This window comes from Exiguobacterium indicum HHS 31, from assembly GCF_001939065.1.
In the GTDB taxonomy this organism is placed as follows: domain Bacteria; phylum Bacillota; class Bacilli; order Exiguobacteriales; family Exiguobacteriaceae; genus Exiguobacterium_A; species Exiguobacterium_A indicum.
Genome location: NZ_MPSZ01000001.1, coordinates 672,351 through 691,763 on the forward strand (window position 1 = coordinate 672,351; position 19,413 = coordinate 691,763).

Annotated in this window: 21 protein-coding genes; 4 read left to right on the plus strand and 17 right to left on the minus strand. The window is 41.9% G+C overall.

Annotation, left to right across the window (positions count from 1 at the left end; all coding sequences use genetic code 11):
• Positions 1 to 511: 511 nt before the first annotated feature.
• The 3 genes from N179_RS03565 to N179_RS03575 form a co-directional block, all read right to left on the minus strand.
• A complete protein-coding gene (locus N179_RS03565) occupies positions 512 to 1,417 on the minus strand; it encodes a TerC family protein (protein ID WP_075642231.1) in 906 nt (301 codons plus the stop codon).
• 218 nt (positions 1,418 to 1,635) lie between these two features.
• Entirely contained in the window at positions 1,636 to 2,586 is a 951-nt protein-coding gene (locus N179_RS03570) for a TIGR03571 family LLM class oxidoreductase (RefSeq protein WP_075642232.1), read from the minus strand.
• Between the two features lie 11 nt (positions 2,587 to 2,597).
• Entirely contained in the window at positions 2,598 to 3,800 is a 1,203-nt protein-coding gene (locus N179_RS03575; RefSeq protein WP_075642233.1) for an MFS transporter, read from the minus strand.
• A 311-nt stretch (positions 3,801 to 4,111) separates the two neighbouring features.
• On the opposite strand from N179_RS03575, the gene N179_RS03580 reads away from it, so the two are divergent.
• Both N179_RS03580 and N179_RS03585 read left to right on the plus strand, forming a co-directional pair.
• Positions 4,112 to 4,441, plus strand: a complete 330-nt coding sequence (locus N179_RS03580) for a winged helix-turn-helix transcriptional regulator (RefSeq protein WP_023468096.1) — start codon at positions 4,112 to 4,114, stop codon at positions 4,439 to 4,441.
• 69 nt (positions 4,442 to 4,510) lie between these two features.
• Entirely contained in the window at positions 4,511 to 5,128 is a 618-nt protein-coding gene (locus tag N179_RS03585; RefSeq protein ID WP_075642234.1) for a hypothetical protein, read from the plus strand.
• 57 nt (positions 5,129 to 5,185) lie between these two features.
• Here the strand turns inward: N179_RS03585 and N179_RS03590 are convergent, their stop codons facing one another.
• The 4 genes from N179_RS03590 to N179_RS03605 form a co-directional block, all read right to left on the minus strand.
• Positions 5,186 to 5,488: a hypothetical protein gene (locus N179_RS03590; protein ID WP_035397713.1), complete on the minus strand. Its 303-nt coding sequence runs from the start codon at positions 5,486 to 5,488 to the stop codon at positions 5,186 to 5,188.
• A gap of 109 nt (positions 5,489 to 5,597) precedes the next feature.
• Positions 5,598 to 6,287 carry a hypothetical protein gene (locus N179_RS03595; protein ID WP_075642235.1) on the minus strand — a complete coding sequence of 230 codons (690 nt, stop codon included), beginning with the start codon at positions 6,285 to 6,287 and terminating at the stop codon, positions 5,598 to 5,600.
• Positions 6,288 to 6,315: 28 nt separating this feature from the next.
• Entirely contained in the window at positions 6,316 to 6,516 is a 201-nt protein-coding gene (locus N179_RS03600) for a hypothetical protein (RefSeq protein WP_075642236.1), read from the minus strand.
• 16 nt (positions 6,517 to 6,532) lie between these two features.
• Positions 6,533 to 6,832 carry a hypothetical protein gene (locus N179_RS03605; RefSeq protein ID WP_075642237.1) on the minus strand — a complete coding sequence of 100 codons (300 nt, stop codon included), beginning with the start codon at positions 6,830 to 6,832 and terminating at the stop codon, positions 6,533 to 6,535.
• A gap of 188 nt (positions 6,833 to 7,020) precedes the next feature.
• Between N179_RS03605 and N179_RS03610 the strand changes: the two genes are divergently transcribed.
• Positions 7,021 to 7,944, plus strand: a complete 924-nt coding sequence (locus N179_RS03610) for an NAD(P)-dependent alcohol dehydrogenase (protein WP_075642238.1) — start codon at positions 7,021 to 7,023, stop codon at positions 7,942 to 7,944.
• Between the two features lie 343 nt (positions 7,945 to 8,287).
• On the opposite strand, the gene N179_RS17200 is transcribed toward N179_RS03610, so the two are convergent.
• From N179_RS17200 to N179_RS16870, 3 genes are all read right to left on the minus strand, one after another.
• Positions 8,288 to 8,422: a hypothetical protein gene (locus N179_RS17200; RefSeq protein ID WP_276327328.1), complete on the minus strand. Its 135-nt coding sequence runs from the start codon at positions 8,420 to 8,422 to the stop codon at positions 8,288 to 8,290.
• A gap of 390 nt (positions 8,423 to 8,812) precedes the next feature.
• On the minus strand, positions 8,813 to 9,163 hold the full coding sequence (locus tag N179_RS03615) for a hypothetical protein (RefSeq protein ID WP_075642239.1): 351 nt from the start codon (positions 9,161 to 9,163) through the stop codon (positions 8,813 to 8,815).
• Positions 9,164 to 9,727: 564 nt separating this feature from the next.
• The gene (locus tag N179_RS16870) at positions 9,728 to 10,051 is read right to left on the minus strand and encodes a hypothetical protein (protein WP_143404448.1); all 324 of its coding nucleotides are present in this window, start codon (positions 10,049 to 10,051) and stop codon (positions 9,728 to 9,730) included.
• Positions 10,052 to 10,740: 689 nt separating this feature from the next.
• Between N179_RS16870 and N179_RS03620 the strand changes: the two genes are divergently transcribed.
• Positions 10,741 to 11,133 carry a DUF2512 family protein gene (locus tag N179_RS03620; protein WP_075642240.1) on the plus strand — a complete coding sequence of 131 codons (393 nt, stop codon included), beginning with the start codon at positions 10,741 to 10,743 and terminating at the stop codon, positions 11,131 to 11,133.
• Between the two features lie 120 nt (positions 11,134 to 11,253).
• Here N179_RS03620 and N179_RS03625 read toward each other — a convergent pair whose 3' ends face one another.
• From N179_RS03625 to N179_RS03655, 7 genes are all read right to left on the minus strand, one after another.
• Complete coding sequence (locus N179_RS03625) at positions 11,254 to 13,140, minus strand: DUF4084 domain-containing protein (RefSeq protein ID WP_075642241.1); 1,887 nt, start codon at positions 13,138 to 13,140, stop codon at positions 11,254 to 11,256.
• Positions 13,141 to 13,350: 210 nt separating this feature from the next.
• Positions 13,351 to 15,618, minus strand: a complete 2,268-nt coding sequence (locus N179_RS03630; RefSeq protein WP_143404449.1) for a putative bifunctional diguanylate cyclase/phosphodiesterase — start codon at positions 15,616 to 15,618, stop codon at positions 13,351 to 13,353.
• 226 nt (positions 15,619 to 15,844) lie between these two features.
• Entirely contained in the window at positions 15,845 to 17,020 is a 1,176-nt protein-coding gene (locus tag N179_RS03635) for a hypothetical protein (protein ID WP_075642242.1), read from the minus strand.
• A 37-nt stretch (positions 17,021 to 17,057) separates the two neighbouring features.
• Positions 17,058 to 17,396: a hypothetical protein gene (locus N179_RS03640; RefSeq protein WP_075642243.1), complete on the minus strand. Its 339-nt coding sequence runs from the start codon at positions 17,394 to 17,396 to the stop codon at positions 17,058 to 17,060.
• A gap of 18 nt (positions 17,397 to 17,414) precedes the next feature.
• Complete coding sequence (locus tag N179_RS03645) at positions 17,415 to 17,696, minus strand: hypothetical protein (protein ID WP_075642244.1); 282 nt, start codon at positions 17,694 to 17,696, stop codon at positions 17,415 to 17,417.
• A gap of 33 nt (positions 17,697 to 17,729) precedes the next feature.
• On the minus strand, positions 17,730 to 18,134 hold the full coding sequence (locus tag N179_RS03650; protein ID WP_244150202.1) for a hypothetical protein: 405 nt from the start codon (positions 18,132 to 18,134) through the stop codon (positions 17,730 to 17,732).
• Between the two features lie 257 nt (positions 18,135 to 18,391).
• Positions 18,392 to 19,306 carry a DMT family transporter gene (locus N179_RS03655; protein ID WP_075642246.1) on the minus strand — a complete coding sequence of 305 codons (915 nt, stop codon included), beginning with the start codon at positions 19,304 to 19,306 and terminating at the stop codon, positions 18,392 to 18,394.
• Positions 19,307 to 19,413: the final 107 nt, after the last annotated feature.

The following is a 19,413-nucleotide window of genomic DNA, read 5'->3' on the forward strand; positions in this document are numbered from 1 at the left end:
TTGATTTTTTTGATGAACCGGCGTATCGCAAAAACAAATCCGCATGTCAGCAGTGCGAATAAAAGAAGCGTAACTAGTAGGTAGGCAGATAGATTTAACATCAAAGACCTCCGTAAATAGGTATAGCTGGATTTTCGAACTTTCGAATAATAATAGAGTAACATAGTAATTAACATTATATAGGGAAATGACTTGTTGTTTTCTATATTTTTTAAAGGAGTTATTCATTATATGAACGAATAGTTATTTTATTCCATTATAATTGAGAGGGAAAATATCATGATTATCAAAAGATGTATTCTTATTGTTGTCATCACTTATTTATTCCTCAGTTTGCTTTTATCCTTTAGCATCTGATAGAAGACTTTACGTCGTACGATAATGAGAAAGCACTTAAGGCGTTCACAAAGCCTTTTATCGAAGATGAACTGAAAGTAAAAGAAATACTGAATTGAAAAGAAAAAGTGGAAGTAGATGAATTTTCATCACTTCCACTTTTTTATACGATTGATTATTTCCCTGGCTTCGTCTTGTAGAAGCTGTAGAAGACGCTGATCAAGATGACGAGGACGATCGTACCGAGTGACATCCAGATTGGCATTTTGTAAACGTCACTGAAGATCATCTTCGCTCCGATGAAGACGAGCATGAAGCTAAGACCGTGTTTCAAGTAGTAGAAACGATCAATCAAGTTCGCGAGGACGAAGTAGAGACTACGGAGTCCAAGGATCGCCATGATGTTCGCATAGAAGATGATGAACGGGTCACGCGAGTACGCGAAGCTTGCTGCGACCGAGTCGACGGCGAAGACGATATCCGAGATCTCGATGAAGACGAGCGCGATCAAGAGTGGCGTGAACAACAGTTTCCCATCAATTCGTTTCGCGAACTTACCAGACGAGATGTCTTGCGTGATCGGTAAACGTTTCTCTAACCAACGAATCGTTTTGTTCTCTTCGAGCGACGTCTCTTGACCGATGTTCTTGTACATCATCCAACCAGTGTAGACGAGGAACGCTCCGAAGATGTAGTAGACCCAAGCGAAGTTCTCAAGCAACGAAACACCAGCGACGATGAAGATGACGCGGAAGAAGATTGCACCAAGAATACCCCAGAATAAGACTTTGTGCTGGTACTTCAATGGAATCGCGAAGTACGCGAAGACGAGTGAGAAGACGAAGACGTTATCGATCGCGAGAGCCTTCTCGATGAAATAAACGCTCGTATATTCGATCGCAGCGGAGCTACCTTGATCGAAGTAGAGCCAGCCACCGAAGGCGACGGCGATTGCGATCCAGACGAACGTCCACGTCCAGGCCTCCCGAAGCGAAACTTCATGTGCCTTACGATGGAAGACTCCAAGGTCAAGGGCAAGCATGATGAAAACGATGGCTAGAAAAGCAATGAGTAGTGTCAACAGCGCTTCCTCCTTTAAGGTAATTGTTATCTTGAATTTATTATAAGGTCATGAGAACTCAAAAGTAAAGCGAAAAATGTTTGGAATGTGCAATTGGTTAAAAAACAATCCCCGAAAGTGGACGAATGTATTCGACGTGATGTGCAATAAAACGACATGAAACCCAGTTCCGAGAAGGGACTGGGTTTCATGCATGTTACTTTTAATTATATAAGTCATTATGATAAGGGAGGGAAATGCGGCACGACGTACGTTCCGAGTTCATCGATGACGACTTCTGCTGATCGCTCACCGTCGAATAAGGCGAAGAACAGATGATTGACGCCAAGCTCGCGATATAATTCCAGCAACTCGATCAGTCGATTGCGTCCGATCCGAAAACCGAGTCGAATCGGTGTCGCTTCTTCATTTGGATCCGCGGATAAATCAAGATGCATCGGCATCGAAAACGGACGAAACGTTGTATTACCGGCTGCTTGACTCGCGGCACGCCATTGCTCGATGGCACGTGCTTGTTCGAACGGTCCTTGCGGATAATACATCCAGCCGTCGCCGTTTTTAGCGAGCCAGTCCATATCTTGCTGTGCGAAACCCGTGATCATCGTCGGGATTCGTTTCTTTGGTCGTGGCACGAGTGTCGCAACATGGACTTCTCCATACGTCGAATCAATTTGCGGATAGTCTTCGTATAAAGCTTGTTCCATCACTTGCAGAGCTTCCTTGAACTGAGCACCACGGCTCGGATGATCGACACCGAGTCCATGGAAGTCGGCTTGCCGGTCACCAGACGAGACACCGAGAATCAAACGTTCCGGGAACAACGCATCAATCGTCGCGACTTCCTTCGCAGAGCGTAACGGATGACGGAGCGGCAGGACGAGTGCTGACGTTCCGAGGGCGATCTGTTTCGTCTGACTGAGGAGATGCGTCCCGTATATCAGCATGTCATGAATCTGTCCGACAGCCGGATCAAGAAAATAAGGATCCTTTAATAAGACGTCGCGTAACCAGAGTGTCGTAAAACCATAGTTCTCTGCTTTTTGTGCGAGCTCGACTTGATTGGCAAGCGTCGGCGTTCGCATCTTGAAATTCTCGAGCGGGACGTGGAGACCGAGCGTGAGCTCGCCCTCCCGGTACATCCGCTGATAACTTGCATGATCGTTAAACATAGTAGTCCTCCTTATTGATGTTCGAGACGACGCGAGACACCCGTCAAGATGACGGCAAGGATAACCATGATCCCGCCGACCCATGGCGTGTGGACGAGACCGATCGTATCGGTGACGAGACCACCAATCGTTGCTCCGAGTGCGATCCCGATGTTGAAGGCTGCGATATTCAAGGCAGACGCAACATCGACTGCTGCAGGGACATATTTTTCAGCCAACTGGACGATATAGAGCTGGAGTCCAGGGACGTTCATGAACGCCAGGAGTCCCATTAAGATGATACCGATGATACCGGCAACCTTGAACGGAATCATGAACGAGAGGGCGATCATGACGATGGCATGGATAATGAACATATAGAACAACGCTTTAATCGGATTACCGTTTGCGAGTTTTCCGCCGACCGTGTTTCCGATCACAACCGCGATTCCGTAGACGAGCAGAATGATACTGATTAAGCTCGGACTGATTTTCGTGACGTCCTGCATGATCGGTGTCAAGTACGTAAAGGCGACGAACGTTCCACCGTAACCGAGGGCAGTGATCAAGAAGCCGAGCATCAAGTGTCCGTTCGTCAACAATTTGAACATGTCGGAGAACTTAGCAGGTGGTGATTGTTTCAAGTCTTTTGGAATCAAGAAGAAGCTTGCGATGATCGCAATGATTCCGAGTGCGGCAACCGCGAAGAACGTCGCGCGCCAGCCGAATGATTGACCGATGAATGTCCCGAGTGGAACACCTGTGACCGTTGCGACTGTCAGACCTGTGAACATCAAGGCGATGGCACTCGCTTTTTTATGCTCTGGTACGAGCTGGACGGCAATCGTCGCACCGATTGAGAAGAAGACACCGTGCGAGAAAGCAGTGATGAAACGGGCGACGATCAACAATTCAAACGTCGGTGAAATCGCTGAGACGAGGTTACCAGCGATGAAGACGACCATCAATGCCATCAGTAACGTTTTCCGATTCATTCGGTTCGTTAGTGCTGTCAAGATCGGAGCACCGACAGCGACACCGATCGCGTAACCAGAGATGATGAGACCAGCGAGTGTGATCCCGATATTTAAGTCACCAGCGATCGCTGCGAGCAGTCCGACGGGAACGAATTCAGTCGTACCGATCCCAAAGGCGCTGATTGCTAAGGCAAGTAGGGCAAGTCCGCCGTTTCTTGGGACCTGTTCCTCCTGGATCCGTGAGTTTAATTGATTCATGGGGATTCCTCCTAAAAATAATTTCAGTAGGGATCGTGTTCAGTGGGCCCGACCAAACATGATCCGATTGACATGACCCCAGCATAACGGGGGTGTTTCATTTCGGGAAGTACGTACTTTAAAGTGCGATAGGCACTAAAAAGTACCCTACTCCTTCATTTAGATGCAAGGTCTAAAAGGAGGTTGTACTTTCCGTTGACAATTGCTATCATATAGCCAGCTAATCTGCTTGGGAAGTACGCACTTTCAAGTACGATAGGCACTAAAAAGTACCTATGCCCTTAACGGAATCACGAAAGGATGGAACATATATGCCATACAATATCCCGGTCGAAGCAACACTTGAAGTCATCGGTGGAAAGTGGAAGGTCGTCATCATGTGTCATTTGATCAAAGGCGAGCGTCGGACGAGTGAGCTCCGCAAGCTGATGCCGACGATCACTCAAAAAATGCTAACGCAACAATTGCGCGAGTTAGAAGAAGACGGCGTCATCATCCGGACGGTCTTTGAACAAGTCCCACCAAAAGTCGTCTACTCGTTATCTGAGTACGGCTGGTCGCTGAAGCCGATTCTTGACGCGATGTGCGCATGGGGAGAAGGACATATCGATTTGACGGGTGGAGAAGTCGTCTCGTCATGACGAATAAAAGTGAGTCTCGCCTGAGGCTCACTTTTTTGAGTACATCATATACAGAATAGGGGTAGACAGATGGAACAACCAATCGTTCAATTTGATTCGATTACCGTTAGTTTTGAGGATAAAGCCGGCAGACGCCAGTCAATCGATGAGTTTGCACAAGGATTCGAGCATGGCATCTTGTTTTTCGGTCATCCACCGGAAACTAGCGACATCAAAGTCGTCCTTGATCTGAAGACGAACTTTGGTGAACGGACGTTTCGGTTTAACTTTTGCCGAATGGACCGGGCAATCGGCCATTATCTAATCGATGGGTTGGTCTGGAAATGGGTCATCTTGTGGGAATGGTATTACCAGGAGAGTTATCAAACGGGTGAGTCCTACCATATCAATCGTCCAAAGGAAGGACTTCGTGATTTTTATCGACAAGTTGATGTACAAAATGAGACTTGTTCGAATGATTATTTAGAGTCAGGCATTCTCGAGGAGGACGTATCATTTACGGATAGTTATACAAATTTTGAGAACCTAGATTGGGTCACCGAGGGAGATCCGATTAATACATTAGAGCGAATGCGGAACCAAGGTGTCTTTTTCGAGTATTACTTTAAAACCTGGATTGATTTAGAGCATTCATTGCCCGCGATTCGACGCGTCATGGATGAATTGTATGCACATACACCTGAATAATGCTTAATCAAATGAGCACCGCTCCCTCTGTCATTGACAGAAGGAGCGGTGCTTTGGTTAAAACGCTTTGCGTTGACCTTTTAGAATCGTCTGTTGCAGAGGACCAAAGTCCCCTGGAACCGTCCGTTCCATGAACAGGTACGGTTTTCCATCGACGATGAATTTTCGATCTCCAAGATACTCGAAGTGGCGACCGTCATCCTTTAATCTTCGCTTAACAGCTTGAATATGGTCTTCATGATGGATGAACCGCTCGTTAAACGTCATGACGATATTTCCTTTTTTGAATCCGAGTAAGAAGACATAGTAGAACCAATAGGCAACGAGACAAATACCAACGGCCAATAACAAATCATACATGTGTGTCGAGCTCCTTTCGTGTATACAGATTTTTACGAATCTTTATGTAAAAAGATTCAATCAATTTCAATTAAAAGTAAAAAAGTATTCATCCGAAGATGAATACTCGTTATTTTTGAGCGATGTATCTCTTTTGATCGAAATCATATTTAAATTCAACGATCATCCAATCATCACCCGTAGGATTCCGATACGAGTAAAAGAGTGATGTCTGTTTTTCTGGATATTCGACTGTACTGTCATTATAGGCTTTTCCGATCTTAGAGTAATCTTCTGTGCGATGAGCCGTCATGACACCTAGCCCCTTACCAGAAAGAATACGATCGAATTCAGCTATCGTCATGCCTGGTTTAAATTTCTTTCCAGGTAAGAGTCGCTTTTTCGAAGGCGTTTTAGGAGTGTATTCCTTTTGCGCAAGATATAACGTGTGACCTTTTTGTTTCGTTTTGAAGATCAGATGCATGCGCTGTAAAGACCAATGATCGTTTTTTTCATCGTACGGATAAAATGAGAAAGCGTATAAAGCATAGTCGTCTTTAATCTCACTCAATACTACCTTGTGATTGAGTGTCGTGACGCCATGTTCTTTCTTTATGTATTTCTTATATGATTTTCCGTAAAGCGATTTTGCGACGTCTGTCGCGGTCATACCGAGTTTTAGTTTTTTATACGACGTATATTCCTTTGTCGCTGCGTCGACAGAATGAGATGCGAAAACAGCACTTAACATCGATAGCGTGAACAAAAGCGCGAAGAGTACTTTTAACCGAACAAGGTGTGATTTTTTCGTATGTACCATTATGATCGTGTCTCCTTTAACAAGTTTATTAAAAACCGTGCGTTTCTTTTCGTTTGAGATACCAGAGAAGTCCGAGAGTAATGAAAAAACCAATCGCACCTATGATTTCGATGAACAGGAAACCAATGAGATCATTACCGATATTCTTTTGAAAAAAATAGGATGAACCAAAAATCGCAGTGGTAATCGTGAAAATGTTGCGTTGGTGGCGAAGTACTTGGACTATCATGGAGAACTCCTCTTTCTTAGTCTTTTGTTCGACGGATTTCAGTCGCGACAATCGAGTCCTTTGCAAACGTCACTTGAATCGTGTCACCCGTCTGAATGGCAGACGTGTTATCCGTTTTGCCATAGACGATCGTGTCCGGCGTGATGCGAATCTCCGTCAATGCATATTGCTCGTCCGGCTTTTGTTCACTCGGAGCGACGAATAACGTATCACCTGTAATTTTCTCGACGATACGTGCATCGTTCTCGTGTGTACAGGCACTAAGCGGTATACAAAGGAATAGAATAAAAGCAAAAAGCCAACGACGTGTCGGCATGAACCAGGCACCTGCTTTCGTCAGTTAATAAGGTTATATGAAATCGTATTATTATATAAATTTTACCAGTTTCAAAAACGATTGATGTAAAACAAAAAAATTTTCTTACTCCAAAACAACAGGAATTCAGATCGAAATCGGCGTATGATTAAGGGAATACCATCATCTCGATATGAGGAGGCATTACGATGAAGGCAGCCATCTGTACCCGCTACGGATCCCCGGACGTCCTGCACATCACAGAGGTACCTCGTCCGGTTCCAAAATCAAACGATCTACTGATTAAAGTATATGCATCTGCCGTCCATTCCGGAGATCGTCGCATGCGTTCGCTCGATGTCCCACTGTTAGGGAAACTTCCAATGCGTCTGGCTGTCGGCTTCAAGCGACCGCGACAACCGATCCTTGGCGTTGTTCTTGCCGGTGAAGTCGTCGAAGTCGGTCAGGACGTCAAGCAGTTCCAAGTCGGAGACCATGTCCATGCCTTGACGGGATTTGGCTTCGGTGGATACGCCGAATATGCGTGCGTGTCTGAGAAACGTTGCATTGCAAAAATGCCGCAACACGCATCGTACACGGAAGCGGTCTGTCTCCCGTTCGGTGGTACGACGTCGCTCCATTTCTTCCGGAAACTTCAAATCGATCAGATGAAGACGATCTTGATTTACGGTGCGTCGGGTGCTGTCGGAACAGCAGCCGTTCAAATCGCCAAAGCAAAAGGGCTACAGGTGACGGCTGTCTGTAGTGGACGAAACACGGAGCGGGTCAAAGCGCTCGGTGCCGATCACGTCATCGATTATACAAGGGACGGTTATGATGGATTATTGCTGAAGTATGATGCCGTCTTCGATGCGTCCGGAAAGATCAAGAAGATACAAGCGAAACGGCACGTCAAACAAAACGGTGCCTTTGCATCCGTCGCGGGGCAAGGTGTAGCGAGAGAACGGAAAGAGGATCTACACTATTTGAATGAACTGTTTGAAGAGGGACGATTTAAAGCCGTCATCGACCATATCTATTCCCTTGATGAGATCGTCGAAGCCCATCGCTATGTCGATACGGGAAAAAAGTTCGGTAACGTCGTCGTTTCAATTGCAGGAGAAATAAAGTGATTGAGAAAAATGGAAGGGCTTATTTTTGAGTGTTCAGTGTTCAAGTAAAATCAAAAAAATTACAAAAAAAAACGAACAAAATATAATAATGTCTACCATGAATGAGGTCATAGGAAGAAGCCTTTCCGATTGAATCGGGAAGGCTTCTGATTTAGTTTTGCTTTGGCAAACTAGTCGTCGTGCCCATCTCAACGACTCGGTCGTCTTGAAGTCGATACAGGAAGTATTCCTCTTTCTGAAGTCCTTGACCACGCACCTTTAAGGCAATCTGATAGCGTTTTTCCTTATTGCGATGTTTGTCATCGTAAGCAGAATGGAGTGAGACGACATGAGCTGGACCGTATTATTTCTCGACATAGTTTTCGACTTGGGCGCTGACATGTCGCTCAAATCGTTCATCGTAACGGACGTCTAAATAAAACAGCAGTCCACCTAATATTAGGAATACGACAAATAGGTTGATTCCGATTTTCTTCAATTCATCACTTCCGACGTTCCATAGCATTAAACCTAGAAAAGCTGTTACAGATGATCGAAAGACGATGCATCATAACAGCGATTGAATCATTAAATTGATAATCCACATCATTTGAGTGATTGCTTTAGAGATCGACTCCAACAAATTTAAGAATGATGATGATGGTAATAGCTGAGAGTGCAAAAGAACCGGCAAAAGCAAGTTGTTTTTTCAAAGGGATCTCCTCCTTATGAAAAGGTTACCATTATTATACTATTAAGTAAGGTGTATGTAAAATTAATTCCAATTAGAACCGTGAATTTTCATCACAATGTTTCAGAAAGGAATGACAACATTCCTACTTCTTGATTCGACAATGCATTAGGAAGGTTGTTTTCATATAACGATTGGTTACACGAGGCGAAGTAAGAGTCCTGAAGCCGCTAACGATGAAGCGTCCTGAACGTAGCAATATCTTGTTAATGATGCATCATTGATTCGACAAAGTGTAAGCTGACGCTTTTGAAAATCGATCTCCTCGATATACACGCGTTCCGATATAGGTTCGGCATCTTCTGTTGTCTGCAAAGACAATGGAATCCGTTCGCGCAACACGATAAACAGGACGATTTCGATTTGGTCGGTACTGGGTGTAGAGGACGTGTCGTGAAAGAAAAGAGTTTCGTTCATCGAAAGACTGAGGGTTGAGTATAACGAGTGTTGAGAAATTAAATGTGTCGGGTTGGTATGAAGGTGCTGCATGATGGACCTCCTCATAATAAGAACGTATGTTCATATTATGGGGGGTGGAATGAATTTTCGCAATCTTATTTAAAGGGGATATGAGAAACCTCATAAATAGTAGAAGGGACAACCACCTAAATAATGGTATGACTTCAAAAGGAATATTATGTTGAAAAAGGTACGTACTCGAACGAAACGATTTCGTTTGGTCTGATCGTCAAAGAGGATCGGCTATTCCAGCTGAATGAAAATCAAGCGTTTTACTGTCTATTTGCTCATTTTTTTCTATACGGAAGAACAAAGATTACTGGAAGTCCGAGAAATCAAGAGTCAGAAAACACTCCTCATCAAAAGGAATTAGACGTTTGAAATAGTTAAGCAATTTTGTAATATGACATTTATTTGTGTCGTTTAAGACGCTCAGATTCTTAAAAGTGATTCACACTACGCTAAACACATATACAAGAAACACCCCTCTTAGTTCACAGTGAAACAGGAGGGGTGTTTTATGCCAAAAAAACATAGAATATCCGGGATACAAAAGATGAACATTCATTTTTTTAGATATTACCTTAACATCTTTCAAGGTCTAGAATCAGAATAATAAATCCATCTTCCTCCAGGTAATGCAATCGTATAATCAACATTTAATAAATGGTCTAGTATCGACTCACCTGGGTAACAATCATCAATCGTTAGAATATCTAGTTTGTGAAGTAAATGGAGAAGTACTTGATGATCAGATTGTTTATTTCTATATAAAAAATCGAACAATTCATATTTATTTCGAAAAATGATGAATGTTTCGTGGTCTTTTAAGTCCATGTTGAATGGAAATACAAATTCTATTAAATGACTGTACTCTTCTTTAGTCAATTGTTCATGTACAGGTTTGGTATCTACCATGTTTATCCCTCACTTTTTCGTTTTAATATGGCGTGATGAACGATTGATTGTGTCTATGCGATCATCTACATGATGAGTAACGATCTCTGGAACATTTCCATGAGCATGAGGATGTGAGTATACGAGTCAATTGAAAATTTTTGAACAACTCTAGGTCGTGTTTTTATCAAAAATCTCATTAACCGCATAATCATTTTGAAACAGCTATGTATCTCTATCCCAATACTTCGTGATTGTTAAACCTATATAACGAACAAAAATTATAAATTCTCGTAATTAATTATTATATTTTGTGGAGAAAAAACGAATAAATGAAAAAAAGATTGAAGTCCATCACCATTCTATCCATAATGTGTCCACTAAAATCTAGACCATTAGATTAAACATTATTTCTTAATTCGAGAATGAGTAAATGCTCAAGAAAAAAAATCACTTTAACATGTATTTAAAATATATGTTTGGGTATATAAAGAGAGTATCACAGATTACACTTCAAAAGGAGGACGAAAATCATGGTAGAAGGAAACAGCAACAAAATAAGTCGCAATAAAGCAGGTGGCAAAGCGAACACTAGAAAGCAAAAGTGATTTGTCTACCGTTTAAGCTCAGTAACAATTATTCGCTGGCTTCCTTTTTTATTAGATAAGGAGTTTTATATGGTCAGTGTAATAAAAGAGAGGGGAACTAACATGAAATGGAATCATACAAAATCAATTAGTGTCAAACTACCGATTCTCGTTATCGTATTTTATTTCGTACTGAGCGTAGGGTATGAAATACAGTGGTATCATTCGGTTTGGATTGCGCTTGTTGTAGGATTAGTTGCTTATATTCTCGGAGATTACATCATTTTAAGAAAGAGTGGGAATCTCGTTGCTACGATTGCGGATTTAGGTCTAACGTTTCTTTTGACCTGGTTCTTTGTTGGAACAGTAAGGGATGAATTTGGTGGAGATTCGATTTGGATGTCACTTTATGTTGCACTGATCGTTGCTGTCGTCGAGTATTTCTATCATATCTGGCTATTAAAGTCATTTAGCCGAAAACATGAAACCATTAAAAATCGTTCCTATCGTACGTGATGTATATTCTTAAAATCATTAATGTTCTAAAAAAATACGACACGAAGACAAGGCTGCCATTCTAATCGATGGCAGCCTAACTTACGGATTATTTTACGAAGAAAATGAAATATAGCATGATTAACTCGGCATATGTTGCAGTTCATTATAAAGAATGTAGCTTCCTGAAGGAATGTCTTTCGCACGATACATGGCGAGATCTGCGTGCTGTAGCATCTCGAGCATACTCGAGGCATCCGTCGGATAGCAGGAGATACCGATGCTTGGCGGACATGAAATCATATGATTGGCAATCTCATAAGGTGCTTGTAACGTGCTCAACAACTGATTTGCAATACGATGAAGTTGTTCGTATGATTTAACATTCTTTAAAAGTAATGTAAATTCATCACCGCCTTGCCGTGCCATCATGTCAAAATCCGCATCGAATGATTGTAGTCTTCTAGCGACCGCTTTCAATAATTGGTCACCGACATCGTGTCCCAGAGTATCGTTGACTGCTTTGAATTGATTTAAGTCCATGAAAAATAAAGACACATTTGATGGAGGATGAAAAGAATCACTTTTAATGAGCTTTAACAGGCGTTCTTCGAACGCAAGGCGATTGAATAATCCTGTCAACGCATCATGATAGGCAAGGTATTGAATACGTTGTTCATTTCGCTTTATTTCAGTCACATCCTTACCGATACCGAAGATTCCAACAATTTCGTTTTGGACGATGATTGGAACATTGGTGATGTTCATATACATACTGGAACCGAATGCATTTTCAACAACGGTCTCATAACTTCGGGGCATACCTTTAAATACTTCCTTTAGTTCTTCTGCGACCGTCATCCGATGTGTATCTTTGACATAGCGAAGGCTATTTTGACCCATCAAGTCGGTCTTAGAGACGCCGAGAAGATCGCTACAGGCAGTATTCGCACTATCAAATTGACCTTTAAGGTCAGTTGAGTACACTGGATCTGGATGATATTCGAACAAGGATTTATACCGTTCTTCACTTAATTCAAGCGTTTGTGCTTGATCGTAGTAGCGCCGGACTAACTTATGATTCTCGACAATGATTAAGACTTGCCGAGTGATGACGAGTAAAATGGAGAGTCCTGAACCCACTGTCACGATATCGAAACTACGCGAGTGAAAACCCATGAAGACGAACAGAATCAAGACTCCTCCATAAGGCGTGAGCATTTGAAAAATATTTAACTTTTCAGGATGAGTTGTTGACGTTGTACATATAGTATTTGGCTGATGTTGAAGACCTGCAAAAGCTAAAACGATCATTGCTATGATGAACAGAGGGTCAATTAAACTACCTGAGATGTATGTGTCTTGAGCAATCAAATACAAGTAAACAGAGTCAGCGATTGCTTGTATCGTGACGGCTGCGATAATGAGATACATAGATAAACTTTTATCCTTACTCGTAAGGTTAAAGAATAAAAAGGAAGCGGCGACTAACATGCCCAAGTCTCCTAAAGGGTAGATTAGGGAGACAATGAGAGCATTCATGGTTGCCGCACTCGTATCCAAAATAGGCTCGATTAAAAAGTGCCAAGAGAAGGTACTCGCAACGACTAGAATGATTAGGACATCAAATAAAAATGAAATGCGTTGCTGTATAGCTGCATCCTTCAAAATTTTGTGAATCAGAGCGTAAAGCAGGAAGATAACTTGTAGAATGTAAAACACGTCTGGCCATCCTGGAAACGCCACGTTTTTGTGAAAAATATTCTCTGTGAAAAACCAAATCAATTCGGCGATTAAATAACAAAAGGTGCCGAAAGTGATAAGTAACCAGAACTTACGATCATTTGAATCAGCCCATTTGATAGCAATCCTCAAGTAGAGAAGGGCGATCAACAATCCTGCAATTGAAAAAATATTTCCCCCTAGTGCTTCAAGAAATTGAGAATCAGAAAAAGTGACAATCCATCCATAATAGCCTAAAGCATAAAGTAGAATGATGAGGATAAAGCTTTTAGGTTGTTTAAACATGCTAATCTTATACTCCTTCTTATCATATTCACTTAGTATACAATGAGCTTATTTTTTGAAAAGAATTTGTTTATAAAACAGGTCTATACTGGTTTATCAGCAGAGCATCTTAAAATTATTCCTTAAGATCAAGATAGAAAAATAAATCGCCATCATAAAGTGCATGACATAAACGATCAAACGTCATCTACGGCATGCACTTTAAAATTTTTAGAGAGATGTGGTCTTCAAAACATCTTGTGTTTGAAGCAATGTAACAAATGCGTCAAAATCGATTGGACGAGAGAATAAGTAACCTTGACCGATCGTACATCCGTAAGAAGTAAGAACCTCTTTTTGTTCAATCGTTTCGATTCCTTCCGCTACGACGGTTAAATTAAGATTCAAGCCGAGCTCGATGATCGTCTTGACCATAGGCGATTTTTGATTAGAAGTCAGGCGATCGATAAATGACTTATCGATTTTCAATGTATCAATCGGAAGTTGCTCGAGTACATTCAAGGACGAATACCCTGTTCCAAAGTCATCGATGGATGTTTTAATCTGCGAGGTCTTCAAACATTGCAAAATCGAAACGCTCTCTTTGATGTTTTGAACAATGCTCTCTGTAATCTCAAGCTCGAGCCATTGCGAGTCAAGAGATGTCTCCTCGAGAATCTCGATGACACGCCGGCAGAAGTTTGGACTCTGAAATTGAAGAACAGAAACGTTGACCGATAGAAGTAAGGGTTCGAATCCTAAAAGCTGAAGTTGTTTACTTTGGTAAGTCGCAGTGAATAGGACCCACTCTCCGATTTCATTGATCAGACCTGCTTCTTCAGCGATTGGAATGAACTCAGCTGGTGAAATCCATCCGAACTTTGGATGATGCCAACGGAGCAATGCTTCCATACCAACGATTCTCCCAGAACGAAGATTGACTTTAGGTTGATAGTAGACGCTCAATTGATGCTCACGTATCGCATTTCGTAAATAGGATTCAATTTCAAGCTTTCGTACTAAGTTGGATTGAAGTTCAGTTCCATAGTAAACAAATGCGTAATTTCCATTCTGTTTAGCTTGATAAAGAGCTTCAGCTGTATGAGCCTGTATTTCTTCGATCGTCAAACTTTGGTCAGGAAATACACTGACACCACCATGCGCTACAATATTCAATTCTAGCTCCTTCAAACGGATAGGAGCTGCAAGATGAATAAGTATCTTTTCATTCACAACAGTGATATTAGATCTCTCTGTTTTCAGAAGCACAATCATAAACTCATCTTCACTGTACCGATACATTTTAAAATTCTCTTTCAATACATGTTTTAAGCGGAAAGATACTTCTTTCATGATCTGTTCTCCAACATGATGCCCGAAAATATCTGTGTACATCCGCACTCGTTCTACTTGAAGCAATATGAAGGCAAGCGGTGCGTGTTCATCTTTGAGGCTATTTTTGGTGTCTTGTAAAAATGATGCACGATTACCTAAGCTCGTTAATGGATCGATATATGCGATTTGGTTTAATTCAGCTAATAATTCACTATTTTTCATGACAGTAAAAGCTTGTCTAATGATGATAAGAAAAAAAATCATGATCCATCCTGTACTTAAGGCATTTAAATTCCAGGCATAACTTTGCATCATTAGGATGGAGAGGATCAAGATGCTCGAATAAGGAAAGATAAATTCTTTTTTGGTTGAGACATTAAGAGCAAATGGATCAATCATACTTTCTTGTTTAGGCTCTTTTTCATGATATCGAGCGGTGTAACCGATAAATAGTAATGCGATAGTCCAAATCAAATCGACACTGCCACCTGATATATAGCTATTCTTAATTGTAAATTGTGCAAAAGTGATATCTCCGATGACTTGTAAAAATAAACCGATGATGAGATAAGTCAAATATGCATTTCGTTTGTTGAATAGAATTAAATAATAAAGCGTGATGATAAAAAAAAGAATTCCTAAATCGGCAATTTGGAAAAGAAACGTGTGGGCGATGTACCACAAAGACTGCTGATTAATCTGATAAAGCGGATAAAGCAGGTAATGATAACTAATTGAAGTCGCGGCTATCATATAAATCATTGTATTAAAGAAGAATGCCGAGTTTGAAAATTTTCTCGTTTGATTCATAAGTTGATTTAACAGGGCAGCAAAGTAAAAAAAGTAAGAGCAGACCCAAGTTAAAGATGATAAGTCCGGTGTATTTATGACATGATTCGTAACAAGTAAGATGATCCAAACAAGTGTGCCAAAGGCAGAAAAACTCGTTCCAAGACCTAAAAACATCCAAAAACGTCTAGCGGATTCATTCTTGAGATAACTTTTTATGATCCAACTCGTACTTAAAATACCGACGAACAACTGGACCGTGTTTAATAGAACCAATCGCATCCATTCAGATCCTTCAAAAAAATGGTTCCCATACCAAAACAATAAACCAATTCCGATGGACAGAAGGAAGGGATAACTTATAGTTGTACGCAATTTTTTTCCTCCCTTATGTTTAAATAGCTTTCAAATAAGTATCGGATATATTAGATTTATATTTAACGTAATGTTCTGATGTCATTTGGATTTAAAAAAATCGCTACTATTACGTCATCGAACTAAAATAAGCCTAGATCTCTCAATTGAGTAGATCTAAGCTTATTTTTAGTTCGTAAAGTATCGTGGTGTAAATGACCTAAAAGCTTTTTATCGTCATGTCCTTTTAATTTGAAGCTTTCAAGTGTAAAACATGATACGTCGTTTTCGTTCCATTCGTGATGCTATACGCTAGTACCCCATCATGATATAGAGGAAGGGATACCAACTCTTCGAAGTCCGTCAAAGGAGCGACGGTCTTCGCTTTTAAGTCCGCATACATCAACTGATTTATGCCTTCTCGGAAGACGATTTGTGTGTTCGAAAGGAATTGAATACCGTTAATCAACGTCTGGGCACTGGAAGCAGAATAGTTCAGCGTCTTTTGGTCTAGTCCGATGGGTTGGAATATGGCATCGCCTTCTGTGCCGAGAGCGAAATAGGTGCCACTACGACTGAAATCAATTAATCCGGATATCTCTTTTTTATAGGCACCATCCAGAGTCTCAAGCACACGGATATTCTGTCCGTTTTTATAGTGAGACGTGTATAAGGTCACGCCGTCATCGCTATCGCGGTGCTCGTACGTGAATAGTCCGTCTCGTGTTTTTCCTGTTGTTAAGATGAAGGATTGGAGTGGCGTGATCTTCCCGGTTTTTAACGAATACGTCTTGATCGTGGAGACCGTTTTTTGTGCAGTCGCCTCTTGCGTGATCCAGGACGCACGAGTTGACGTGACATCGATTCTCGGAGGAGATGTATCGAAGCGACTTTCTCCAGTATCCAGCGTTGTTACCTGATTCGTCGTAATGTTTAGTTGACGAATCGACCATTTCACACCTGTCTTTGTCGGCTGTTCTGTTTCGACCCATAGTAAAAACGCACCTGTACCCGTCATCATCGGGATTGCATTCTTCGTCGCATGGACGATTTTGTTGTGCTGTCGTTTCGTATCGTATGTATAGATGACACTTTTGTTTTCTTGTAGGTCAAAGTAGAAGATTTGGTTTTGATAGAAATACTGCGGATCAATCGAGACACGGTGTTTGCTTAATAAGGAAGAAAGGTCGTACGTTTTCGTTTGACCTAACGTGACGCGCTCCATTTGCTTCTCTAATTCGATTGCTTGTTGATTCTTGGAGTCGATCGTTGCTTTCTTCAAGGAAGTGTTTACTTGTTCAGGTGACGCGACATTTTTTTGTGCTACACGCGGTGTTGCTTGTTCTTCCATCATGGTACAACCCGCTGTCGTCCAAACGATGGTCGAAAGACAAAAGACGGATGCGAATCGATGTAATTTCATATAGGATAGCTCCTTTGAAGGTTTTCAGAAATGTAGTTCATTGCTGTACCTCATGTGAAGAGAGGCTTGGACGACGGGTGTGAAGAAACACGAGATACCACCACTTTAATGTGTAGGCGAACAAGAAGACACACATCCATGCCCACGGTCGCAGTGTCGTCAATCCTTCGTAAAAATGTCTGAACTCTGTAATGTCAAGACGGTACAAAGAGTTCCAAATGAATAGTGCATACAGGAAAAGCAACGCTACCACCGCTCGAATCGATGCTTTTCTCAAGGCTGGATGCTTGAACGCGACGAAGATTGCACTGATAAGCGTGATGAAAAAGAATGCGTAGAATAATACCCACACCCACATATCATTGGTTGGTCCCATATGTATTCTCCTCCTCAGTTAATCATGGATGCGTCTAGACGATCTTCTAAACAAAACAGAAAGAATGACATCAATCAGTAAGCCGATCAAGAACCAACTGATCAAGGTCAGGATGTAGATCAGAAAAAGCGGGACATGGATGGAATCTAGCCATGTTCCAAGAAAGGATCGTGATTCAAGAAGCCAGAAAACAGGGCTCGTCAGAAACAACAAGATATTTTTGTCATCGTAGCCGAAGGCATTGAACAGACAGACAACAAGTGAGAGCAAGGGTAGCCAGAGTCGAAAACCTTTACGCATTATTATTCATCTCCTGTTTGAGTGAGGTTGGTTTTATCGGACTTGAATTAAAAAGGCGGATAGACCGTCACCATGTTCGTTCCATCCGGCAACGACCTCATAGGTATACATACCTTGAGAAGAAGGTGCGATAAGAATGTCGTTTTTTAATGAAACCTGTTCACTTTTCGTTTTCGAATCCCAACGTACGACTTCGAGCGAATCGGGTTTACGATTAAACGAGAGATGAATTTTGTCAGAGGGTGAGACGATGACGGGTTTACTTTTTTCAGTCATGTGTAAAGCATCCACATAGATCATGTCCGCACATTGAGCGCTGAACAAACTGGACCAGCAATAAGAACCTTGGACAGTTGGAATCGCTTTACCGTTTACTTCGACGTTTGGATCATAGGGTTCAATTCGAAACGGTTCAAAATAGATGAAAAAAGCAATCATAGCGATTAAACAACTAATCAAGATGTATTTCAGAATAGGAGCACCTCCTTAGAATCAGTATCGTAGAGTGGATCAGTCGGTTGTATCTAGCATATTTTTCCACAAGAAACAATTGAATCCCTTCTCCTGGTGGATGGAGTTTCGGGATAGTCTGATATTATTGACTCATTCTTTAAATTAAAAGAAGGACAGTGGTTCATGAGCGAATTCGCTGAACCTCTGTCCTTTTGATGGTCGACTATACAAACTGATTTGATTTAACCAATCTTGTCCGCCGTATCCGGTATGGCGTTTCTTCGTTGACGCGATACACCGATTCCTAAAGCAATAGCTGCTCCAAGACAACTCGATAAGCAGCCGAAGAGTAAATACAGAGAGGGTGTGGATTCGCCGATCATGACGGATGCGATTCCGCCGATGACGGGGAAGAGCGCGACCATATAGCCGCTCTTCGCACCACCAACTCGTTCGACGAGTTTCAAATAAAACAGCCACGCAAGAAATGATGCGATCACGGTTAAATAGAGTAAGGCAGAAAGATACGTGACGGTTGTCGGGAGCGTAAGCGGTGTTCCTTGGAACCAGACGATGGCGCCCATCAGTAGACTCGCGACAGTGAATCCAATCGCGTTGGCATGAACCGGGTTGATTCGTTGCTTGGCGTTCCGCGCTGAACTAGCGTCACCTACTGACGTCAATAGCGTGCCGACTAGAGCAATCAAGACACCTTTTAAATCGGTCAGTCCATGGATGCTGCTTAGACTCGGAACAATCAGGACGCCGACGCCGATGATACCAAAACATCCGCCAATCCAAACGCGCGCATGGAGGGTCTCTTTTAAAAACAAGCGCAGAGCGATCGGTGTCAGAATGACCTTGAGTGAGAATATCAACGTCACGATGGCGGCAGAGCTTAACATCGTCGCGTAATAGAGACATAAGTAACTCAGAGCAAAGTTACAGACACCGAATACGACGATGAAAGGCATATCCGTTGCGGTAGGTTTGTTCGTTCGTTTAACGAATAACGCAAATAGGATGAAAAGAACAGCGGTCATCGCTAATCGATAGGTCAAGGATACTTCCAAGGCGACAGGTGTTCCTTGGATTTTGACAGCAATGAAATTCAGTCCCCAGACGATCAAACAAAATAGATACATGAAATAGGTCATAGCAGGTCCTCGTTTAAGTGGTTTACTTCCAATTCTTTTCCTGTATTTCATCTTACCAAAAGTAGAACGTTAAGAAATTAATTTCGGTATAAATAGAAAAATCACTG